Below are 22081 nucleotides of genomic sequence, written 5' to 3'. Positions count from 1 at the left end.
TGATTCGAATACAAGACACTTGAATGTGTTTGTTGTGTTTACCATAAAGGTAAACATTGAGAACTTTTAAATTTGATTAACTTAATCACAGCCTTGAGCTGTTTGATTTCACTTTTTAAAGTGAAAACCAATTAAGTAATCAGTCAGCTTTCCAAATTGTTAAAGAGCAAGAGTTTCAAAGTATTAAACTTTTAACCCATTTTTAAAAACTCTCCGAGGAGAATGCTTAAAGATGGTGGGCGATACCGGGCTCGAACCAGTGACCCCCTGCTTGTAAGGCAGGTGCTCTCCCAACTGAGCTAATCGCCCATAAAGTTTTCTTTTGTCTTCACTTTTAAAAAAGTGAAAATAAAAGCCATTCTTATGGAAGGAATGGTGGAGCTATGCGGGATCGAACCGCAGACCTCCTGCGTGCAAGGCAGGCGCTCTCCCAGCTGAGCTATAGCCCCATATTTTTATTTCCTTGGGAGGAAATGGTGGGCGATACCGGGCTCGAACCAGTGACCCCCTGCTTGTAAGGCAGGTGCTCTCCCAACTGAGCTAATCGCCCACGATAGTTTTAATTCCTTCGCGGAGAAAGAATGGTGGGTCGTGCAGGATTCGAACCTGCGACCAATTGATTAAAAGTCAACTGCTCTACCAACTGAGCTAACGACCCAATGGTATCCCGTAGGGGAGTCGAACCCCTGTTACCGCCGTGAAAGGGCGGTGTCCTAGGCCTCTAGACGAACGGGACACTGGATTGAAGAACTTGGGAGTTCTTCGTCTCTTTTACTTTCTAAACCTAATCAATCTGTGTGGACACTTATCGTGAGTATCTTCGTATAAGGAGGTGATCCAGCCCCAGGTTCCCCTAGGGCTACCTTGTTACGACTTCACCCCAGTCATGAACCACAAAGTGGTGAGCGTCCTCCCCGAAAGGTTAAACTACCCACTTCTTTTGCAGCCCACTCCCATGGTGTGACGGGCGGTGTGTACAAGGCCCGGGAACGTATTCACCGTAGCATTCTGATCTACGATTACTAGCGATTCCGACTTCATGGAGTCGAGTTGCAGACTCCAATCCGGACTACGACGCACTTTTTGGGATTCGCTCACTATCGCTAGCTTGCTGCCCTCTGTATGCGCCATTGTAGCACGTGTGTAGCCCTACTCGTAAGGGCCATGATGACTTGACGTCGTCCCCACCTTCCTCCGGTTTATCACCGGCAGTCTCCCTGGAGTTCCCGACATTACTCGCTGGCAAACAAGGATAAGGGTTGCGCTCGTTGCGGGACTTAACCCAACATTTCACAACACGAGCTGACGACAGCCATGCAGCACCTGTCTCAGAGCTCCCGAAGGCACACCTGCGTCTCCGCTGGCTTCTCTGGATGTCAAGAGTAGGTAAGGTTCTTCGCGTTGCATCGAATTAAACCACATGCTCCACCGCTTGTGCGGGCCCCCGTCAATTCATTTGAGTTTTAATCTTGCGACCGTACTCCCCAGGCGGTCTACTTAACGCGTTAGCTCCGAAAGCCACGGCTCAAGGCCACAACCTCCAAGTAGACATCGTTTACGGCGTGGACTACCAGGGTATCTAATCCTGTTTGCTCCCCACGCTTTCGCATCTGAGTGTCAGTATCTGTCCAGGGGGCCGCCTTCGCCACTGGTATTCCTTCAGATCTCTACGCATTTCACCGCTACACCTGAAATTCTACCCCCCTCTACAGTACTCTAGTTCACCAGTTTCAAATGCAGTTCCGAGGTTGAGCCCCGGGCTTTCACATCTGACTTAATGAACCACCTGCATGCGCTTTACGCCCAGTAATTCCGATTAACGCTCGCACCCTCCGTATTACCGCGGCTGCTGGCACGGAGTTAGCCGGTGCTTCTTCTGTTGCTAACGTCAAGAGATGCAGCTATTAACTACACCCCCTTCCTCACAACTGAAAGTACTTTACAACCCGAAGGCCTTCTTCATACACGCGGCATGGCTGCATCAGGCTTTCGCCCATTGTGCAATATTCCCCACTGCTGCCTCCCGTAGGAGTCTGGACCGTGTCTCAGTTCCAGTGTGGCTGATCATCCTCTCAGACCAGCTAGGGATCGTCGCCTTGGTGAGCCATTACCTCACCAACTAGCTAATCCCACCTAGGCATATCTTGACGCGAGAGGCCCGAAGGTCCCCCTCTTTGGCCCGTAGGCATTATGCGGTATTAGCCATCGTTTCCAATGGTTATCCCCCACATCAAGGCAATTTCCTAGGCATTACTCACCCGTCCGCCGCTCGACGCCCATTAACGCACCCGAAGGATTGTTAGTGTCGTTTCCGCTCGACTTGCATGTGTTAGGCCTGCCGCCAGCGTTCAATCTGAGCCATGATCAAACTCTTCAATTTAAAGTTTTGATTACCTAAATTAATAGGTGTGACTCAACGAATACTGACTTCAAAACTAATATTCATTCGAAAATGAACATGTAATTCTAAAGCTATTACCATTCCAACAGAATGGTAATGAATTGACTGTGCCAAATAACCGAAGTTATTTGTATTGGTCACTCAGTTCATTGAAATCATTTTGATTCCGAAGAATCTGTTTTATCTAACGATAAAACGTTTTGATATTCATCAACGAGTGCCCACACAGATTGATAGGTTTAAATTGTTAAAGAGCTTTGCTTATCGAAACTTTCTTTTTACAAAGAAACCCTTGAAAGCGGACATGAATTCTAGCGATTTAATCTTAAGTGTCAAACACTTTTTAAAATTAATTTCTTTTGAACTTTCCGTCTTACTGATTACTGCTGAAGCCTTGTGGCGTCTGCCGTGTCAGTGAGGCGGCATTATAGAGATCATCGAAAACATGGCAACCCCTTTTTTGATAAAAATTCAAAAAACTTGCTTAAGTGGCTACTTTTACGTCAAAAGGTTCTTTCGTAGCTCAAAGCTCATACAATAATGGGCATATTACTTAAAATCTTGCGATTAGATCTTTCGAAAAAGCCTCTATATCTAGCTCAATACTCCATTTCTCACTCAGTTCTAGGATGTTATCTAGCGATTGCTGAACTGTTTTTATCGTCAATGTGTTGTTGTCTAGGTCGTATACCAGTTTTTGCGTGGTGTAATAGAAGTAAAGGACGGTCAGCGCGTCTCGGTCGCCTTGCTCAGCTTTAGGTTGAATACGCTTGATCTTACGATAAATTTGATTATGGATTTGTTTAAGGTTCCATACATAGAGCGCTTCTTTGAAGTAATCATGCCCTTTTACACGACTCGCGATAAATGCATTCAATGCGACTGATAAGATCACACCTAATACGTTTAAGTGGAAATTACCTGTCGATTCGCCTGCGATTGATTGTCCTGAACCGAATAGCTCGATCAGTATGGTTCCGAATACAATGGCGAACACGGCGAGTGAACCAACCAACGAAACCAACAGCAGGTTCATCTTCTTTCTATATTCTTCTTTATTGATCTTCTGTAACTTCATCGACTACTTCCTTCTGCAAGCCACCTAATAATTTGCGCATACTATCTACGTAAACATTGGGTCGCTTCAACCCTTACCATCTTGTAATGTGGTCATTCTCTATTTAATACGCAGAGTTTTTCTGGTTGGCGCTATACGCAACTCTATTTGACTTCATTAATAGAAAAGAGTTACATACCGCCACAATTTTGGTTATTCATCAATTCATGTTGATAAAGCCCGTTTCGCTTTATCACATACTGACAAGGTACATTCCATGCGTTCATTTGTATTACGCGCTCGCGCAGCCCCTACAGAGAGCAAACTTATCTTAGAAGGTGTTGGGCAAGATGCTCATACTGAGATTCTGGCTCATACTCTGATGAACACGATCTTCGTTGCTCAATCTCACCGTGAGAATGTCACAGTACACCTTGTACTAGAAAGTACTAAAGACTTTTCACGTACGATTACATTTGATTCAAACGAGATCACCAACATTGGTGGTTTCCACGAGTCTGCATTGTTATCAGCGGTAGTAAGAGCGGTTGACGCTTCTCAAGGTATGACAAAAGAGCAGACGCGTCAGGTTGAACCGGGCATCATTGTTCGTACGATGAGTTTTGAAAAGCTGGTTAAAGAGCTAGCTGAAGACCACCAGCTGTACATGATGGATAAGAAAGGTGACTTTATCCGTGATGCAGAGATCGCTGAAAACCCATGTTTCCTTCTAACTGACCACATCCCTATGCCGAAGAAGAGCTACAACAGCTTAAAACGTCTGGGAACAGAGAAAATCAGTTTAGGTCCAAACATGTTGTTCGCTTCTCAGTGTGTCGTGTTGATCAACAATGAGCTTGATATTCGCGGTTTCTAACTCGAAAGACACAATCACATTTAACAAAACACAGTGAACAAAGCCCGGTTATGCGCCGGGCTTTTGATTTTTTGGATACAGAGAATCACTTCTAGTTTATCGCTGGCTTGACCCGTCACATCAGATCTCGCATTAACGTCTCATATTGTTCAGACACCAATACCACCAGATGATTAAGCTCTTTTGCATCTTCCTCTGCCAATAAAAGTTGCCAATCTGTCTGTTGACCACTTTCATCTCGTCCAAGCACTTTAGTCTTCCCTTTTTCAGCTTCAAAGGACAAGTGATTAAAGTCCGTATCATGATGTTCATGAGACTCTAAAATCTCAAACTCTAAATTTCCGGTTGGCTTTACTTGAATGTGGGCATGAAAATGTTGCTGATTCTGTAACTCATATTCCCTATGTATTGCGAACATACTCCCTCCTATAAACTTCAATCTAAGCTCGTAAGCGATCTGTTATAAATTACCCGCAATTCAAAGGTTGCCACTGAACAGCAAGTATCTATACAAAGTGTAGGCTTCAGATTTCGGTACTAGAGCAAAATCAGCCTGCTGTTTGATACTAGACAAAATAGTGTTGAGTATTGTGACACTTCGATTGATCTTTCTTGACGGGTATAACCGAGAGCCAGAGCTCAATAGAACTAACCAAACAACTAATTTATAAAACTTGCGCTTCGTTCCATTTCTATTGCCTGTTGGTCTGACCTTTGCGAATAAATAGACATTTCTCTCCAACCTTTTGATTCGACAGTTATACTTCCGATAAATCCGGTGAATTAATTTAAGGGAATGTATGTCAATTTTTACCGTATTCTTCTGTGGAACAGGATCCAACTCAGAAGACAACAATCACAAAAACTATGTGTCTGGCGAATTGATTTCGACGTTAGCAAAGAATGCAACGGGCAGAGACATGATTGACTACATTCAAGTGGATGGGGTTGGTAGTGGCAATCAGAACGAGTGGTTGAAGCAAGGCAAAGATGACACCTACTCAGCAGTGAGAGGAACGCTGCAGGGCAAAGGCATTGATAGCAATATGCGCCATGTTCTGAATATTTTGCGTGGAAACCAACAAGATAAGAATGACTATATGAAGCGAGCGAAAGGATTGCTCAGTGAATCTCGACCTGCAAAATCGGCTTGGCCTTTTGCAACCAACCAGAAATACCAAGATTGGTTGAAAGATTCGCAAGAATTAGCGGCTGACCTAAAACACGGTATCGCTGCGCGCCAACAGAACATTGCGATTGAGCGCCAAAGTAAACCGATTAGCCAAGTGAACATCGTGGGCTGGAGCCGAGGTGGTGTAAGTTGCTTTGAATTGGCGAACCGTATGCTCAAAGATCCCGAACTTAGCCACATCCCAGTTAACATCTTTGCGTGTGATCCCGTACCCGGAGGAATGAACGCATTCAAGGATTACAAATCACTCGGTAAAAACGTTAAACAGATCGTGTGTGTTTTCGCGGAAGACGAACGCTCACTGGCTTTTAAAGCAAGAATGCCCCGCTTGTCCCCTTCAACTAAATACTACACAACCTACATGCCTGGTCGACACGGCACCTTGGTCGGCAATGCCAATACCTCAGGCGGGAGCAAAGGGGCAGGATTACTCACTGGTCCTGGTCTCGTCACACGAGACTTCATGGAGAAGGTGTTAACCGGTTGGGGAACCCAGCTTAAAGCGAGTACGACATTAAACTTCTCCCGACAACGCATCATCGAGTTATACGAGCAGATGCGCAGTCACGAAGAATACTTCAATAAAATGCACGGCATGACTTATACCGCGAAAAACAGACTACTTTGGACAAGCAAAGACCGAATCGGTCAGCAGAGAGAACGCCGCTATGGCATTCCAATGTATCGTTTTCAGTTCCCCGGAATCACTAACAATTATGGCGATGCAATTAATCGTCACCACTGCGATGTGTTGGCGACTAATGCTTTCGCAGCACACGGTACTTCCGCGGCAATACCAAACCCAGTCTGATACGTATGGTTTGTTAAACTCATTTCAGGACGGGACAACCCAAACAAAAAAAGAGCTCAACTAAGTGAGTAATGCCGATCAGTTAAGAAATTTGTGAGATCATTTGACCGATCCTCAAAAGGCTTCAGAATCCGATATTAGGAAACTAATATCGGATTTTTTTATGTCTTTAGAAAGCCAACTTGCCAATACTTTTCAGTCATGTAATACCTTTCACCACTTTGAAAAATACTCTGAAATTCTTAGTCCAGAGCTTATCCAGCAGGGTTTTGAGCAAGCTGGCGTCGCAACCGTTAGAAGAAGACGGTTACCTTTGGAGGCTGTACTTTGGTCCGTTGTTGGAATGAGTCTCTTTCGTCAACAATCTGTTTGGGATATCGCTAACCAACTCGATTTTGTTCTGCCAGACAAACAGCGCTTTGTTGCCCCAAGTGCTGTTGTTCAAGCGAGACAGAGATTAGGCGAAGAAGGTGTTAAGCAAGTCTTTAAGAAGATGGCTGCGCATAGCTATCAATCGTCTAACTTCGAAACTTGGTGTGGACTAAACCTTCTATCCGTCGATGGTGTCGTTTGGAGAACGACAGATACACCTGAAAATCATCAAGAGTTTAAAGCACAAAGCAATCAATCATCTGAGAATATTTACCCTAAGGTACGTATGGTTTGCTTGATGGAGCTTACAAGTCATCAACTAATCGATAGTACATTCTCTGACTATCGCACCAGCGAAATGCGCCTTGCAGAAGAACTCATTGAACAAACCCCCGATCATTCGTTGACTATTTTTGACAAAGGATACTACTCTCTAGGGCTACTTAATCGCTGGAATAAGGTAGGCAAAGAAAGGCATTGGATGCTCCCTGTGAAAAAAGACTTCCAGTATGAAGTCGTTCATAAATACAGTCAGAGTGACGCTATCGTTGATATAAAAACGACACATCAGGCAAGAAAGAAGTTCAGTGATCTCCCTGAGACAATAGAAGCAAGGTTAGTGTCGAAAATTATCAAAGGAAAGACATATCAGGTGCTTACATCAATGCGTGATGGGTTGCGCTTTCCTGGTGAAGACATCGTAGAGCTTTATCGCTATCGTTGGGAAATCGAATTAGGCTATCGGGAAATGAAGCAAACCTTGCTTGATAGTGAGTATACATTACGCAGTAAGCGCCCAGATATGGTCAAGCAGGAGCTCTGGGGAATTTTGCTCGCCTATAACCTTATAAGACAAGTCATGACAAAGGCTGCGAGTCAATTAGATAGCGTTTGGCCAAATCAATTAAGCTTTACGAGTAGTGCTATGGCTGTGACTCAATACTTCGCGGCTTTACCTTTAACGAGTCCTGGAAAACTTCCTAAACATTATGAAGTACTACTCAAGCAAATATCCATGTTTACCCTGCCACCTCGAAGAGAAGATAGAAGTTACCCTCGTTGGGTGAAACTGAAACCCAAGAAATATGCAACGAACAGAAAAAATGCCAGTCAGCTTAACTGACTGGCATTACTCAACTAAGTGAGCTCTTTTTTATTATCTATATCTTGTTATCAATCGGGTTATCTAGGAATCAGACCTGATTAACCAAAGATGAAGCTGTATAGGAAGCCTGCACCCATCGCCATGCTTAGGATAACGAATAGGAATGCTGCAATCATTTGGTTTTTGAAGATTGATTTAAGCAGGATAACTTCAGTCAAACTTGCACCCGCACTACCAATGATCAGTGCCATTACCGAACCTAACGCCATACCTTTTTGCACTAGAGCAGCACTTAGTGGAATTACCGCTTCAGCACGAATGTACAGTGGAATACCAATCACAGCCGCTACGGGAATCGCATACCACATACCTTCACCAGCGTACTCTGCAATTAGATCTGTAGGAATAAAGCCGTAGATGAATGAACCAATCGCGATACCCATCATTAGGTAAGGGAAAACTTGTTTGAAGTCTTTCCAAGTTGAGAACCAAATTCTCATCCAACGGCTAGGCTCTTTCTTCTCTACGATTTCAGCAGTCGCGCTTCCATCCGCTGAACAGCATGAAACAGAAACTTGTGGCTCTTCTTTTTTAGAATCGCAGCAAGATGTCTCTTTCGCCATTACTGGTGCAGGTTCACCACATGCACTTGTGCCACATGAAGATTCAGCTTTTACTGGTGCTGCTTTCTTAGGAGCAGAGTCACCACAGCTAGTACCACAGCTTGAAGAAGAACCAGTTGATTCATACGCTTCTGCTTTTACGTAACGCTCGAAGCCTAGTTTCTCTAGTGCGTAACCTGCCACTACAGATACTGTCATTGCTACTAGGAAGTAGAACACCGCTACTTGCCAGCCGAACGTAATCACGAACAAACCAATGATCACTGGGTTCAATAGTGGGCTACCGAATAAGAACACCATCATTGGACCGAAACCCGCTCGTGCACGCAGCAATCCTTTTAAGAAAGGAATAGTCGAACATGAACAGAAAGGCGTAATCGCACCCAGTAGCGCTGCAACCACATAACCCTTACCGTTACGCGAGCTCAGAATAGATTGAATCTTCTCTGGTGTAAGAAACTCTTGCAGAATCCCAACAATGTAGCTGATCGCTAAGAAAAGGATGATTAGCTCTACTGCTAAGAAAGCGAACATATCAAGTGCGTCTTTTAGCATTGTTAACATTTCATTGCTCATAATTAACTCCAAACTGGATTGAAGGCCGGACTCTATGAGGAAAGTAACCAACCCTTAATTTCGAATATTCTCGAATTATAGAAATATTTAGTAACAGATCAAGCTTTATTTCGACAAAAATCGAATTGAATTTCAAAAGAACTAATTTTCAATGACTTACATAATCATGCTTTTTACATTTGTATTTGGATTACATTTCGACTATTATCGAAATTAAATCTTGAGGAGTTAATATGAACTTAGAAGTCGTTGCGAAAGCACTTAAAGAGTTGGGGCACCCTATCCGCCTGACTATCTATAAAAGTGTCGTTAAAGCTGGCTACCAAGGCATTGCAGTTGGCGACCTACAAGAAGAACTCGGTATCCCCGGTTCTACCTTGTCTCACCACATTTCAAGCCTAGCGTCGGCGGGGCTAATCAGCCAAAGACGTGAGGGAAGAACCTTATTCTGCGTGGCAGAGTATGAATGCCTAGAAGGCGTGATTGATTTCTTACAAGACGAGTGTTGCGTGAATGAACAGTGCAACTAAAGCACCTTTGAATAAAGTACCTTTGAATAGGGCTTCTTTGGACTTAGAACAGGTTTGGGCTGAGTACCAACAAGCGTTAAAGTCTTTTTTGCACTCTAAGGTCGACAACGCCGCTGATGTCGACGACTTGCTTCAAGAGATCTTGATTAAGACGTATCAGAATTTAGACAAAGTCCAAGATGCAAGCAGTGTGAAATCGTGGCTATTCCAATTAGCGAATCACACGATCATCGACTTCTACCGTAAACATGCTCGCCAACAGCGTGACAGCCAAATTGATGCTGAAGATCTTTGGTTTGCCGATTTAGACCATGACTCTGAGTTTAAACAGAAGCTTTCGTTGTGTATTGAGCCGTTTATTCAGGCATTACCAGAACAAAGTTCATCGCTACTGCTTGCTGTTGATATCAAAGGCCAAAGCCAGAAAGAGATCGCAGAGGCACAAAACATAAGCTATTCAACGGTGAAGTCTCGCGTTCAGAAAAGTCGTGGGGATCTTAAGAACCTATTCGAACAGTGCTGCAATTTGTCACTGGATAAGCAAGGTAATGTGATTGATTGTGAGCTCAAGTCGGACGCCGATTGCGGTAAGTGTCAATAGAAGTACAGATAGTAACTAGCTCAAACCCGTTATTTAAATAGAACAAAGCCAGCAATTGATGCTGGCTTTGTTGTTTTCATAATCCGTAAATCACTTTGCTTAAGCTAGCTTGTTACTTGAGCGAACCAAAAGCTTGAGCGAACCTAGTGCATGTGCGAACTTAGCTACGCGACTTCCGCTTTTACGACTGGTTGATAGCGGCCCGGTTTATGGTTCATCGCCAAAATCAAGTTGGTGACTATCGCGCCCAGTACAGACAACAGAACCAATGACACATCAACGATAAACAGTGACAGCACAACAATCGTACAGTCTAGTGCCATCTGAACCTTACCCGCTCGAATTCCAAAACGTTCTTGTAGGAACAACGCCAGAATGTTGAAGCCACCTAGGCTCATCTTGTGACGGAAGATCACCAGCATGCCGGTACCAATTAAACCACCGCCAAGCAAGGCTGCATACAATGCATGGATTTCGGCAATCTGAATCACGTGATACAAATGATCCACGGCGAACGAGACAATCGAAACTGCAATAAAGGTGTTGATAGTGAAGCGCCACCCCATACGAGCGACCGACAAAATATAGAAAGGTAAGTTAAGTGCGAAGAACACTTGGCCAAAGCTCAAGTCTGTCACTTTGGTAATGAAGATAGCTAGACCAGCCGTACCTCCGGTGAGTAAACCGACCTGATTGAAAAAGATAACGCCGAGTGATACTAATGCGCTACCTAAGATCAGCGCCAGTAAGTTTTCGCGAAGGTTATGATCTTTATCCATGTGAATGACTCTCCCTGAATCTTTTAACATCGCGTTTCAGTCAGTTGAAACGATTTACGCCCAAATTTACGATGTTTAGCAGATAAGTCGAGCGAATAGCCGATCTTGCGAGGTGATTAGTTTGTATATTAGTTTTTACAGTTTTGTGAAATATCTCAATAAAGCAATCAGTTACGAACATGAAATTAAGTATCTATTCTGAATTATAGGCTTCTATCGCTGAATCAGTGAGCTTAGCGTTTTCCTATTTATTGGTCATGTTTCATCCCAATTCCAGCGACACATAAAACCATGCATATATCTATGCATAAAACGCATAGACTAAATCACAAATGGTCATTTGATACATACCTCACTCGTCATTATGATGCGCGACTTCTTACAACATAGAGCGCATGTAAACACCTTATGTTTTCACAATCTCTTTTTGCCCAACTGGCCAGAATGACGTTATTCCTCGTCATTAGTTTGGTTATTGTGCATCACAGTCAGCCATTGATTGATCTCTTGGCTCAGCATGCCGTAAGCAGTGGTTGCCACCAGCAATCAGGGCATGATCATTCTGGGCACGAACATCACCATGAGATGACTGACCAACACATGTCAGCGCAAGACCACTCACATCACCACCATTAATTTAAGAGTATTAGAATGAGCATTTTCCGTTTTCCTTTACTGGTATGGCTTGGGATCGGCACACTTATTATCAGTCTAGGGATCAGACAATCATTCGGCATTTTCATGATGCCAATTTCAGAGCATTTCGGCACGGGTCGAGAGTTTTTCAGCTTCGCTATTGCTCTACAAAACCTGTTGTTCGGTGTATTCCAACCTTTTGTTGGTATGGCCGCTGACAAATGGGGAGCAAGACGCATCATTATTGCTGGCGCATGTGCTTACGGTTTGGGTTTACTTCTTACCTCAATTTCTACCGAATCAAGCATGCTTTACGTTTCATTGGGCGCACTGGTTGGCCTTGGATTAAGTGCGACAAGTTACGTGATCGTGCTTGGCGCAGTGGCGAAAGTTGTGCCAGCAGAACACGCGGCTAAAGCGTTTGGCTTAACCACAGCTGCCGGTTCATTTGGTATGTTTGCGGTAATTCCGGGCGCACAATACATGTTGAACGAGTTTGACTGGCAGAGCGCAATGCAAGTGTTTGGCGTATTGTGCTGCTTGATGATCTCTTTTGCACTGTTCATGCGTGCGCCAAAAGCGGCATCAAACAAACAGGCACAAGCAGAAGACAATCAAACATTGAAAGAAGCGCTGTCTGAAGCGTTCTCGAACAAGAGTTACTGGCTGATTCATGCAGGCTTCTTCGTGTGTGGTTTCCACGTAATGTTTATCGCAACGCACTTACCAAGTTACTTAGCAGACAAGAATTTACCTGCGAGCAGCGCTGCGATGGCACTGGCTTATGTTGGTATCTTCAACATCTTCGGATCTTACTTCTGGGGTGTAATGGGCGATAAGTTCAGCAAGCGTCATGTAATGTCAGCACTGTATTTAGTACGCACTGTGGTTATTGGCGCGTTTGTCACTCTGCCAGTAACGGAATCAACCGCAGCTATCTTCGGTGCAGCCATTGGTTTCTGTTGGCTAGGTACGGTTCCACTCACTTCGGGTTTAGTTCGCCAAATCTTTGGTGCTCGTTACCTATCTACTCTATATGGCTTGGTGTTCTTCACTCACCAAGTAGGTAGTTTCTTAGGCGCTTGGGTTGGTGGTCGTATTTACGATTACTACGGATCTTACGAGCCAATTTGGTGGTCAACGGTGGTATTGGCATTTGCAGCAGCGCTTATCCATTTACCAATCAATGACAAGCCGATTGAGCGCATCAAATTGGTAATGGCTTAACATTTAACGCTGACTCCCCCAGCAGCGAAAAATGATAAGCAATCCAATAAGAGAGTGGATATTGAAAGGAGCACATCCTGAGATATTCACTCTCTTTTTTATTGGGCGTTGAAATCGAAATTATAACTAGCGAAACTTGCATAAAGCTCACTGAATAATAAGACTATTCCTGCCGTTTTACTTTATAGTATTCGTTCTCCCCTTTTGAACTTATTCGCAGGCTTATGGAATACCTAGATCAGACCGCTCTTATCGCGATGGCACTCATTTTTGTCGGCTCGTTTGTACAAACCGCAATCGGCTTCGGCTTGGCTATTGTGGCTGCCCCGTTGTTGTTTTTGGTCTCGCCTGACTATGTACCCGCGCCTATCTGCCTTGTTGGTCTGTTCATTTCTGTATTCAACGCGTTTAAACACCGAGCAAACATCTCTATTGGCGGATTAAAAATCGCACTATTAGGCCGTATTCCAGGCTCACTGGCAGGCGGTGCTTTGTTGGTGATGGTTTCAACGAGTGTGCTGTCACTGTGGTTAGGCTTATTGGTAGTATTCGCCGTGATTGTTAGCTTACTTCCGTTTAGGTTAGAACCGACGCCGGCCAAAATGGGCATCGCGGGGTTCTTCTCAGGCTTCTTCGGTACCAGTTCAGGCATTGGTGGTCCACCTATGGCACTTCTTCTTCAACACCAAGATGCCAATCAGCTTCGTGGCAACCTTTCTGCATTCTTTGTGTTTAGTTCTATCATTTCATTACTGGTACAGATCCCAATTGGCTTCTTCACCATGCACCATTTGATCATCACAATCCCGCTGCTTCCTGCCGCTTGGTTGGGTTACAAAGTGGCGTTATTGACGACGCAAAGCATTCCCAAAGAGAAAATACGTATCGGCTCTTTGTTGCTATGTTCTATAAGCGGCTTTACTGCCATTTGGCAAGGCTTAGCTGGCTAGTTCGAAGCAGAAGCTCGAAGAAGAAACATCGATAAAACAACAAACACACAGATCCAAGACCAAACGATGAAAGGACGTTCTATGACATACGATGAGTTCAATGCATTCTGTGAATCACAAGCAGCCACTAGCTATGTGATGCAGTGGAATAACTCTCACGTTTGGAAAGTGGGAGGGAAGGTGTTTGCGATTGGAGGTTGGGGGCCGAACGACGAACCTGCATTTATCTTCAAAGCGTCCGATCAGAATTTCGATTTTCTCAAAGAAGAGCCAGGGTATAAACCCGCACCCTACTTTGCTTCGCGCGGAATGAAGTGGATTCAGCTGTTTGAGAGCACGCCAGAAAGGGATGAGGAATTGAGATACTACCTCACTGAATCACACCGAATTGTGTCTTTAGGGCTAACCAAAAAGAAACAAGCAGAACTCGGGCTCAATCAGTAGCTAGAATTTCTGCTTGTTAATAGGCCACCCAATACTAGATAACCTTTCAAAACTTTGCCGGCTATTAAAAGCTTAAGTCGCTCTTAAAAACTTAGGTCGTTCTAAGTAACTTGGGCAATAGAGGTTCTATTTTTTGCGTTGGCACCAGTGGCACCAATAAATAGATTAAACCCGCAAAAGCAATAGACGCCGCTAAGTCTTCAGGGCGATGCATGCCAAGCCAAACTCGGCTATAAGCAACGCCGCCAGCCCAAACCAACAAACCACCCACTAAATAAAAGCGCTTCGCCTCTAAGAACAAGCCACCAAAGAACGCCAAACACACACCAACGAAAATCATGTGCCCAGACGGGAAAGAATAATCGGTTTCACCAAGCCAATGACGCGTTCGCCACTCACTGACCTTATCTTGCACAGATTCAATCGCTGCATTCTTTTCTACCAATGGCAGCTCATAAAACAGCTCTGGCATTTCAACCACTTCCTGAGTAACCAAATATTCAGAGTAAGGACGTGGACTCTCTGTTGAATGCTTTAAGAAGGTCTTTGCTGCAAAGCTAAGCACCAACAAAATGCCTAGCTGCAGACCAAGGCTGACCAGTTTTGCTTTGGAAAACTTCATCGTGAGCACGACTAAAGACAAAACAGCGAGCGTTACTAAGAATCCTTGATTACCTGCTGAGTAAGTCACGAAAGTCATGAGGGCGCCATAGAAAGGCAGAACCGCACTTCCAAGGTCGAAATCAGATCCAAAGATCAAAAAGGGTACGAGAGAATACAAACTTAAAACGAGCAGTAATAAGCCTTTGGATTTGTTAGAGAACAGAGAGGTCATGGCTAAGATCTTTTGGATAAAGTGGTCGGATGCTATCGCAGCTTAGCATCGCCAATATCAATTTTATGTCAAAACGGTCAGTGAGCCGTCATGGTGTAACAATATTCGATTAATGCGGTGCTTGAGTATTGATTCGGTGAACCATCACTTCACAATCAATAATCTTTACCATCCACTCATACGCATACCGACAGTAAAACCGACCAAAGACCAGCTGTACCTTACTAAAGACAACGGCATTGTGTTCTGCTGATAAAGTGAACACTCACCGGATTATCAGGCCAGAATCTGAAAAACTTTGCTGTCAGTCCTTTAAATCCACTATTGAAAGGATTACCATCTGGTCTGTTTTCAAAGCAAAACAGATTATTAATTTTTATTCTCAGGGCGGGGCGAAATTCCCCACCGGCGGTATGTCCTTAGCAAAATCTAAAGATAAGCCCGCGAGCGCTCGATTCGTCGAGGTCAGCAGATCTGGTGAGATGCCAGAGCCGACGGTTATAGTCCGGATGAGAGAGAATGGAAACACACTCGTTTAAGTTTGAAAGGCGTACCTATTTATTGGGTTCATGCCCCCAACTCGAACGGGTGCATTTCGTTTTGGATAAAACCATAATGAGCTAATACCAATCACAGTAAATAAATGATCAGAGATAGCGCAGGAAAAACGCTTGAGAACAAGGCAAAATTTTTCGATAAGTAGTTACTCTACAGTCAAAAATTTTAACGCCGTTATCAAGGGTTTTAACCAGCTAGAATGACCAGTTGTTTACTACGATTGGTACAAGTCGACTTGTAATGAGTTGGCTTTGTCGTGCTCGGTTGAGATCCCTCATACAGCCCTGATTCTGGTGATATTTTAGGAGTTTAACCATGAATCAGTCTTCACTACTTGCCGAATTTGGCGAACCAATCACTCGCGTTGAAAACGCACTGCAAGCTCTGCGCGAAGGTCGTGGCGTACTTTTACTTGACGATGAAGATCGCGAAAACGAAGGCGACATCATCTACTCAGTAGAACACCTAACCAATGCTCAAATGGCGTTAATGATCCGCGAATGCAGCGGCATCGTGTGCCTGTGTCTAACTGACGAGCAAGCAAACCAACTTGAACTTCCACCTATGGTTGTTGATAACAACAGCGCAAACCAAACTGCGTTTACCGTAACTATCGAAGCAAAAGTGGGCGTAACAACAGGTGTTTCTGCCGCTGACCGTGTAACAACGATCAAGACAGCTGCAAACCCAACAGCTAAGCCGACTGACCTTGCTCGCCCTGGCCACGTATTCCCACTACGTGCTCGCAAAGGTGGTGTACTTGCTCGCCGCGGCCATACAGAAGGTACTGTGGATCTGATGCAAATGGCAAGTCTTCAGTCGGCAGGTGTACTGTGTGAAGTAACCAACCCAGACGGTACAATGGCAAAAGCGCCAGAGATCGTTGCTTTCGGTAAACTACACAACATGCCAGTACTGACCATTGAAGATATGGTGATGTACCGCACTGAGTTCGATCTTAAGCTTGCATAACGTTTAGCCTTCAATGCTAAACACTTAGCATTGAAGCCAACTACACTGCGAAATGAATATTGAAAGGCCTCACTCTTACTGCTTTTGAAGTTAAAGCATATAAGGGGTGAGGCCTTTTTAATTGCTGCAGCTTGAAACGAGCCAAAAATGGATCGCCAAAGTGACTGTACTTACCGAAACCTCCCTAACCGATCGTTAGAAAAGCGTAACCTCTCAAAAAATCCTGCAAAATATGAGAAATATTCACTCGAATGGTGAAGTCATGCACCATGATTGATCATCCATAATTAGAGTAAAAACATAACTTAATGAAATATAACACTTATTTATTTTGGCACGGTGTCTGCACTACCACTAAGTAGGTATACAAATATTAGGAGTTGAATATGTTTGTAGTTATTTCAGTGGGTTTATCTCTATTAGTACTTGCAGCCCTGTTTCATTTCTCAAGGAAGAGACAAACAGCGCTATCACACAGGTTTGAAACCTTAGTTCTGCTTAGAGAGTTATTGTTGTTATCACGCAAACACCGCGCAGCAACGCATTACGCTCTGGCATATAAATTGTCTAGCGACTCGATTCGTAAAGTGAACGAGATTTACGACAACATACTTGAGGTATCTGAGCTGCTTCAATCCCATGTGTCGTTTGATAGCCGCCCTATGTATCGCATCTATCACCTTAAGCTCATCGCCATGCACAGCGACTGGCAAAACCGTAGCTTGGTGCGTAACCAATCGATTCATGGCAAAACGATTCGTCACAGCATGTTCTTGATGGATGAAGTGATGATCATCTGGCTAATTCAGTCTGAACGCGAAGACATGAGCCGTGAGTACCACATGAATTGGCAACAGATCTTGGATTGCATGGAGATCCTGACCAAGCTCAGAATGTGCATCCCAGATATGGAGAAGCCTGAGGAGTATTTAAGATTCAAATTCTACGCGTCTCAGACACACAGAAAACTCAACCAATTATCGATTATCTGCCCGATTAGCAGTGGGTCACCGGTTTGTACACGAGCGATGCATGCACTTACAGAGATTGCATCAAGTAACGAAGCGACCCAACCGGCAGATAGCATGTACGAATTAACCAGTGATATCTCTAGCGTCGTGTCGCAAGTCTACGACCAAGTATTATCCGACATTACGAGAAGCTTGTATCAGCCTTTACCAAACATCAACGAAAAGGTGATAAACACTCGATTATCCGTACATCATTATATGTAAAGACTTCGTGAGAGGAGAGCGTGCTGGAACTCAGAATTATTGAGTTCAAATCCGATATCACCATTGATATCGGATTTTTGTATTTATGGACTTTTAAATTTCTATCGCTATGTATCATTGCCTATGAAGTTTCAAACAACCCCAGACTTGATATCGTTAGTCAAAGGTGAATTAGCCGATCACTATTTGGAAAAATCGACACTGTCACTGGGCGAGATATCCTTCTTACTGGGATTCAAAGAAGCCAACTCATTTATTCGTGCGTACAGCAATTGGAAAGGGGTATCACCAGGTATCTACAGAGAACAAGTTCATTGATTTGTTCTCTGAGATTCATTCCAAACCAAAACAATGGAAACCAAAACAATGGCTCAGCTATGGCGCGAGCTAGTCGATCGGCAGGTGACCTGTTTTCACTAAGATGACTGTCTCTTCTTCCACATAAGGGAAATGCTCGCTCATGTGAGGGCTGCGCATCCATGTGTGTTTCGGATACTCGCCGTGTTCATCTTTGAAAGTGCCCGACAATACAAAGATCTCTTCACCACCAAAGTGACGATGTGGCTGAAAGCGTTCGCCGACAGGCCACTTCACTAACGCGACATGTTCGTGCTCAAACTCGTGCAGTGGCATGACTTGTAAGCCACCAATGCCCGGAAGCCATTCCGTTTCTAGTGTATTGATACGGACTTGAGTTAAGTCTCTCGCATCAAACTGATTAAGCTTAACCAAGATCGTGCAGCCGTCTTTACTCGATGGAGAGTGCGCACTACCCGGTGGATTACGGATATAAGTGCCCGCTGGGAAATCTCCGGTTTCATCGGAGAAGATACCCTCTAATACGAAGATCTCTTCACCTTGCGGGTGCGGGTGCTCAGAAAATGAAGATTGAGGATCGTACTTAACCACACTGGTTGTGTGACCTGATTCTTTCTCTTCCCTTTCTAACGGCTTACGCCACACTCCTTTTGCAGGGCTAGCGACCCAATCTAGTGGTTCGGTTTCTATAACCAATCTCTTTGAAAAGTCCATGTTGAACATAGTGGCGACCTTACTCTTGTTATCGTTTTAATTATTATTGTCTTTCTAGCTTCTATTCTACGCGAATACTCATCAAGGAGACCATCTCGTTGCTATTTACCTACGCGACAGCCACCTAAAGAGAATCCTGATTAATTGCGACCAGCGATCACACCACCATCAACATCCCAGATTGCGCCTGTTACCCAATCTGCACTGTCTGACAATAAGAAAGAGATGCTGTTTGCGATGTCTTTCGGCAAACCCACTCGACCAATCGGGTGGAATGCATTGAAACCTTCTAGTGCTTGGTCCACTTCTTCTGGCTTAATGAATGATTCGTAGATCGGCGTTTTAACGACGGCTGGAGACACCGCATTCACGCGAATGTTGTACTCTGCAAGCTCCATCGCCATATGCTGTGTTAAAGCGTGCAAGCCAGCTTTTGCCATTGAATACGCAGAAGATGGGGTCGCCTTAATAGCTTGCTTCGCCCACATAGAACCAACGTTAACCACACTGCCGCCGCCGCTCTTGATCATCAACTTGCTTATCGCTTGAGTGATGAAGAAGGTTGCTTTATTAAGCTGCATGTATTGCTCGTAATCAGATTCTTGGTGCTCAATAAACGCTTTAGGATTGAAGTAGCCAGCCGTATTAACAAGGTAACCAATGCCCTCTTTAAGTGACTCTAGATGCGCAATAAGGTTCGACACACTTGCATCATCATAAAGGTTAGCTTGCCAACCAGAAGCGTGGCCTAGTGATTGAAGTTCTGACACCGCTTTATCTAACTTAGTTGGGTTATTGCCGACAACCAACACATGGATGTTTTGAGCGACTAACTGCTTCGCTGTTTCAAAGCCCATACCACTTGTGCCACCGATTACTACCGCAATACCATTTTTAGTGAAGTTCATTTTGTTATCTCCTAAGTCATGTGAACGTGGTAATCTTAGGCTTTGAACTAACACTATGAATAGTAAGTACAAATCGGTTAGGTAGGTACTTATTGGTACATCTTTATGAAAAATCAGGAAAACTTTTTTTCAAGAAAATCGGCACCAGAGCGTTCCGCTCGTATGGTCGAAACCATCTACGGCTGTAAATGGTCGCTAACGGTTTACCAATTACTGGCAAATGGCATTAATCGCCCCGGTGAAATGGTGCGCTCGGTCGAAGGGTTATCGACCAAGGTACTAAATGAATGTTTGAAGCGAAATGTGGAGTTTGGGATTTTAGATAAGCAAATGTTCAACGAACTCCCACCAAGAGTTGAGTATCAGGTAACGCCCTTTGGTGAGAAGTTTTTACTGATTCTGGATCAGCTGGAAAGCCTACAAAACGAAATCGACGAAATGTAGCCCAAACCAGTCAAATGAATAGCAGGAACAGCAAACACACTTAGCTCACTGGCATTTGTTCAAAGCGACCTTTCACAAAATCAATGAAGGTTCGAATTCGACTGGGTTGATAGCGGTCTCGATGGTAGATCGCTGAAAAGTCCACTTTAGGTACTACCCACTCATCAAACACCTGCTCTAGCTGTCCGTCATTGAGTTCTTGTAAGCAATAGATGGTGGGTACGCGAATAATCCCGTTGCCCGACTTCGCGCCTTGCACCAACACTCGGCCATTTTTACATTGCAACCTGCCCGTCACATGCACATCGGCCGTTTTCTTGGTGTCGTCCAACGCTTGAAAGCTCCACTTACGCACAGAGCCCGTTAAGCAATCATGGTGAATGAGATCTTTAGGGTGATTAGGCTTTCCTTTACGAACGAAATACTCTGGGCTCGCGAGTGTTCCCATCTCTATGTCCAAAAGCTTTCTTGCTATAAAACCCGCGTCTTCTAGGCTTCCCATGCGAAAAGCGATATCGAAAGCGTCTTCAATCAAATCAACTCGGTTACTGCTGAAATCAAGGCTAATGCTGATGTCTGGGTAGAGCTGCATGAACTCATTGACCAGATCCGCGATGATCACCTCACCCAAATAACCGCCAACACAGTTTACTTTTATGTCACCGCGCACTTCTTCGACATCGTCCACGGCAGCAATCAAGGCTTGGTCTATATTATCTAAGGCCTGTTCGCATCTCGCGTACAGATCTTGCCCTGCGTGAGTCAGCCTCAAGGTTCGTGTGGTGCGGATAAACAGCGTCACGCCCATCTGCTTTTCTAAACTACTCACTTGGCGTGACACGTGGGAGCGAGACACATCAAGCTCCTCCGCTGCTTTAGTGAAGTTACCTAAACGAGCGATAAGCACGAAAGAACGAATATCAGATAGGTTAATTTGATTGAGCATAGTCGCCAACTTACTTGTGAAATTTGAAGATGATGAAGCTATAGAGTTATGACGCTATAAAGCTATAGAGTGAATGCTTTTATTGTTGCACCACAGCAACAGTGTTTCAAGTAAAGCGCTATATATCAACAATGCTATTTTCCTTAATATACCTCCATCGCAACGAAACAAGACAACAAGCACTTGATTCGAATGCACTTAAACAATACGTCGTAGCCAACCGACGCAATTAAAGTACAGAGGAAATAAAATGAAAAAACTAATTGTAATTACAGGTGCAAGCTCTGGTATTGGTGAAGCAATCGCTCGTCGTCTAAGCGATGAAGGTCACCCTCTGCTACTTCTAGCTCGTCGTGTTGACCGCCTTGAAGCGCTTAACCTACCAAACTCTCTATCTGTAAAAGTAGACGTAACAGATAAAGCGTCTTTTGATGCGGCAATCGCACAAGGTGAAGAGAAATTTGGTCCTGTAGATGCACTTATCAACAATGCTGGTGCAATGCTTCTTGGCCAAATCGATACTCAAGATGCTCAAGAGTGGAAGACAATGTTCGATGTGAACGTAATTGGTCTTCTAAACGGCATGCAGTCTGTACTTGCTCCGATGATGGAACGTAACACAGGTACTATCATCAACATCAGCTCAATTGCGGGTAAGAAAACATTCCCAAGCCACGCTGCTTACTGTGGTACTAAGTTCGCGGTACACGCAATCTCTGAGAACGTTCGTGAAGAAGTAGCAGCTTCAAATGTTCGTGTTACTACTATCGCACCGGGTGCTGTTGAGACTGAGCTTCTGTCTCACACTACATCTCAAGAGATCAAAGACGGTTACGATTCTTGGAAAGAAGACATGGGCGGTGTATTGGCAGCTGACGACATTGCTCGCGCTGTATCATTCGCTTACCAACAGCCACAGAACGTTTGTATCCGTGAAATCGCTCTAGCTCCGACTAAGCAACAGCCATAG

General features: G+C 44.3%; 22 protein-coding genes, 5 tRNA genes, 1 rRNA gene and 1 riboswitch. Of the genes, 14 read left to right on the top strand and 14 right to left on the bottom strand.

What is annotated here, in order from left to right:
• Window positions 1-233 precede the first annotated feature (233 nt).
• The 7 genes from L0992_22995 to L0992_22965 form a co-directional block, all read right to left on the bottom strand.
• A tRNA-Val gene (locus L0992_22995) sits at window positions 234-309 on the bottom strand.
• Window positions 310-373: 64 nt separating this feature from the next.
• Window positions 374-449, bottom strand: a tRNA-Ala gene (locus L0992_22990).
• Window positions 450-474: 25 nt separating this feature from the next.
• A tRNA-Val gene (locus L0992_22985) sits at window positions 475-550 on the bottom strand.
• 32 nt (window positions 551-582) lie between these two features.
• Window positions 583-658 (bottom strand) — tRNA-Lys (locus L0992_22980).
• Window positions 659-660: 2 nt separating this feature from the next.
• Window positions 661-736: transfer RNA gene (locus L0992_22975), tRNA-Glu, on the bottom strand.
• Between the two features lie 89 nt (window positions 737-825).
• Window positions 826-2380, bottom strand: a 16S ribosomal RNA gene (locus L0992_22970).
• A gap of 574 nt (window positions 2381-2954) precedes the next feature.
• Window positions 2955-3479 (bottom strand): DUF3087 domain-containing protein, encoded by a 525-nt coding sequence (locus L0992_22965; protein XGB69253.1) that lies wholly within the window; start codon window positions 3477-3479, stop codon window positions 2955-2957.
• A 256-nt stretch (window positions 3480-3735) separates the two neighbouring features.
• Between L0992_22965 and trmY the strand changes: the two genes are divergently transcribed.
• Entirely contained in the window at window positions 3736-4335 is a 600-nt protein-coding gene (gene trmY, locus L0992_22960) for a tRNA (pseudouridine(54)-N(1))-methyltransferase TrmY (protein XGB69252.1), read from the top strand.
• 115 nt (window positions 4336-4450) lie between these two features.
• Here the strand turns inward: trmY and L0992_22955 are convergent, their stop codons facing one another.
• Complete coding sequence (locus tag L0992_22955) at window positions 4451-4753, bottom strand: hypothetical protein (GenBank protein XGB69251.1); 303 nt, start codon at window positions 4751-4753, stop codon at window positions 4451-4453.
• A gap of 382 nt (window positions 4754-5135) precedes the next feature.
• On the opposite strand from L0992_22955, the gene L0992_22950 reads away from it, so the two are divergent.
• Together L0992_22950 and L0992_22945 are read left to right on the top strand one after the other, a co-directional pair.
• Window positions 5136-6338: a hypothetical protein gene (locus tag L0992_22950; GenBank protein XGB69250.1), complete on the top strand. Its 1203-nt coding sequence runs from the start codon at window positions 5136-5138 to the stop codon at window positions 6336-6338.
• A 163-nt stretch (window positions 6339-6501) separates the two neighbouring features.
• Window positions 6502-7833 (top strand): IS4 family transposase, encoded by a 1332-nt coding sequence (locus L0992_22945; GenBank protein ID XGB69249.1) that lies wholly within the window; start codon window positions 6502-6504, stop codon window positions 7831-7833.
• Window positions 7834-7913: 80 nt separating this feature from the next.
• Here L0992_22945 and L0992_22940 read toward each other — a convergent pair whose 3' ends face one another.
• Window positions 7914-9014, bottom strand: a complete 1101-nt coding sequence (locus L0992_22940; protein XGB69248.1) for a permease — start codon at window positions 9012-9014, stop codon at window positions 7914-7916.
• Between the two features lie 233 nt (window positions 9015-9247).
• On the opposite strand from L0992_22940, the gene L0992_22935 reads away from it, so the two are divergent.
• Both L0992_22935 and sigZ read left to right on the top strand, forming a co-directional pair.
• Window positions 9248-9544 (top strand): metalloregulator ArsR/SmtB family transcription factor, encoded by a 297-nt coding sequence (locus tag L0992_22935; GenBank protein ID XGB69247.1) that lies wholly within the window; start codon window positions 9248-9250, stop codon window positions 9542-9544.
• Window positions 9528-10145, top strand: a complete 618-nt coding sequence (gene sigZ / locus L0992_22930) for an RNA polymerase sigma factor SigZ (GenBank protein XGB69246.1) — start codon at window positions 9528-9530, stop codon at window positions 10143-10145. The genes L0992_22935 and sigZ overlap by 17 nt, the downstream gene beginning before the upstream one ends.
• A gap of 164 nt (window positions 10146-10309) precedes the next feature.
• Here the strand turns inward: sigZ and L0992_22925 are convergent, their stop codons facing one another.
• Window positions 10310-10924: a YitT family protein gene (locus L0992_22925; protein ID XGB69245.1), complete on the bottom strand. Its 615-nt coding sequence runs from the start codon at window positions 10922-10924 to the stop codon at window positions 10310-10312.
• Window positions 10925-11332: 408 nt separating this feature from the next.
• Between L0992_22925 and L0992_22920 the strand changes: the two genes are divergently transcribed.
• The 4 genes from L0992_22920 (at window position 11333) to L0992_22905 (ending at window position 14181) form a co-directional block, all read left to right on the top strand.
• Window positions 11333-11560, top strand: a complete 228-nt coding sequence (locus L0992_22920; GenBank protein XGB69244.1) for a hypothetical protein — start codon at window positions 11333-11335, stop codon at window positions 11558-11560.
• Window positions 11561-11575: 15 nt separating this feature from the next.
• Window positions 11576-12787: an MFS transporter gene (locus L0992_22915; GenBank protein XGB69243.1), complete on the top strand. Its 1212-nt coding sequence runs from the start codon at window positions 11576-11578 to the stop codon at window positions 12785-12787.
• A 224-nt stretch (window positions 12788-13011) separates the two neighbouring features.
• Window positions 13012-13737, top strand: a complete 726-nt coding sequence (locus tag L0992_22910) for a sulfite exporter TauE/SafE family protein (protein XGB69242.1) — start codon at window positions 13012-13014, stop codon at window positions 13735-13737.
• Window positions 13738-13818: 81 nt separating this feature from the next.
• Window positions 13819-14181, top strand: coding sequence for an MmcQ/YjbR family DNA-binding protein (locus L0992_22905; protein XGB69241.1), 363 nt, complete (start codon window positions 13819-13821; stop codon window positions 14179-14181).
• Window positions 14182-14272: 91 nt separating this feature from the next.
• Here the strand turns inward: L0992_22905 and L0992_22900 are convergent, their stop codons facing one another.
• Window positions 14273-15016 carry a phosphatase PAP2 family protein gene (locus tag L0992_22900; protein ID XGB69240.1) on the bottom strand — a complete coding sequence of 248 codons (744 nt, stop codon included), beginning with the start codon at window positions 15014-15016 and terminating at the stop codon, window positions 14273-14275.
• Between the two features lie 374 nt (window positions 15017-15390).
• A riboswitch (FMN riboswitch) is annotated at window positions 15391-15541 on the top strand.
• A gap of 348 nt (window positions 15542-15889) precedes the next feature.
• On the opposite strand from L0992_22900, the gene ribB reads away from it, so the two are divergent.
• From ribB to L0992_22885, 3 genes are all read left to right on the top strand, one after another.
• Complete coding sequence (gene ribB, locus L0992_22895; protein XGB69239.1) at window positions 15890-16546, top strand: 3,4-dihydroxy-2-butanone-4-phosphate synthase; 657 nt, start codon at window positions 15890-15892, stop codon at window positions 16544-16546.
• Window positions 16547-16932: 386 nt separating this feature from the next.
• On the top strand, window positions 16933-17781 hold the full coding sequence (locus L0992_22890) for a hypothetical protein (protein ID XGB69238.1): 849 nt from the start codon (window positions 16933-16935) through the stop codon (window positions 17779-17781).
• 123 nt (window positions 17782-17904) lie between these two features.
• Entirely contained in the window at window positions 17905-18099 is a 195-nt protein-coding gene (locus L0992_22885) for a helix-turn-helix domain-containing protein (protein XGB69237.1), read from the top strand.
• Window positions 18100-18168: 69 nt separating this feature from the next.
• Here L0992_22885 and L0992_22880 read toward each other — a convergent pair whose 3' ends face one another.
• Both L0992_22880 and L0992_22875 read right to left on the bottom strand, forming a co-directional pair.
• Complete coding sequence (locus L0992_22880; protein ID XGB69236.1) at window positions 18169-18822, bottom strand: cupin domain-containing protein; 654 nt, start codon at window positions 18820-18822, stop codon at window positions 18169-18171.
• 131 nt (window positions 18823-18953) lie between these two features.
• Window positions 18954-19721, bottom strand: a complete 768-nt coding sequence (locus L0992_22875) for an SDR family oxidoreductase (protein XGB69235.1) — start codon at window positions 19719-19721, stop codon at window positions 18954-18956.
• Window positions 19722-19826: 105 nt separating this feature from the next.
• Here L0992_22875 and L0992_22870 point away from each other — a divergent pair, with 105 nt between their 5' ends.
• Entirely contained in the window at window positions 19827-20165 is a 339-nt protein-coding gene (locus tag L0992_22870) for a helix-turn-helix transcriptional regulator (GenBank protein ID XGB69234.1), read from the top strand.
• 40 nt (window positions 20166-20205) lie between these two features.
• Here L0992_22870 and L0992_22865 read toward each other — a convergent pair whose 3' ends face one another.
• Window positions 20206-21111: a LysR family transcriptional regulator gene (locus L0992_22865; protein ID XGB69233.1), complete on the bottom strand. Its 906-nt coding sequence runs from the start codon at window positions 21109-21111 to the stop codon at window positions 20206-20208.
• 250 nt (window positions 21112-21361) lie between these two features.
• On the opposite strand from L0992_22865, the gene L0992_22860 reads away from it, so the two are divergent.
• Complete coding sequence (locus L0992_22860; protein ID XGB69232.1) at window positions 21362-22081, top strand: SDR family oxidoreductase; 720 nt, start codon at window positions 21362-21364, stop codon at window positions 22079-22081.

The organism is Vibrio pomeroyi (assembly GCA_041879425.1).
Taxonomy (GTDB): domain Bacteria; phylum Pseudomonadota; class Gammaproteobacteria; order Enterobacterales; family Vibrionaceae; genus Vibrio; species Vibrio pomeroyi_A.
This window is presented reverse-complemented; position numbering and strand designations above follow the sequence as displayed.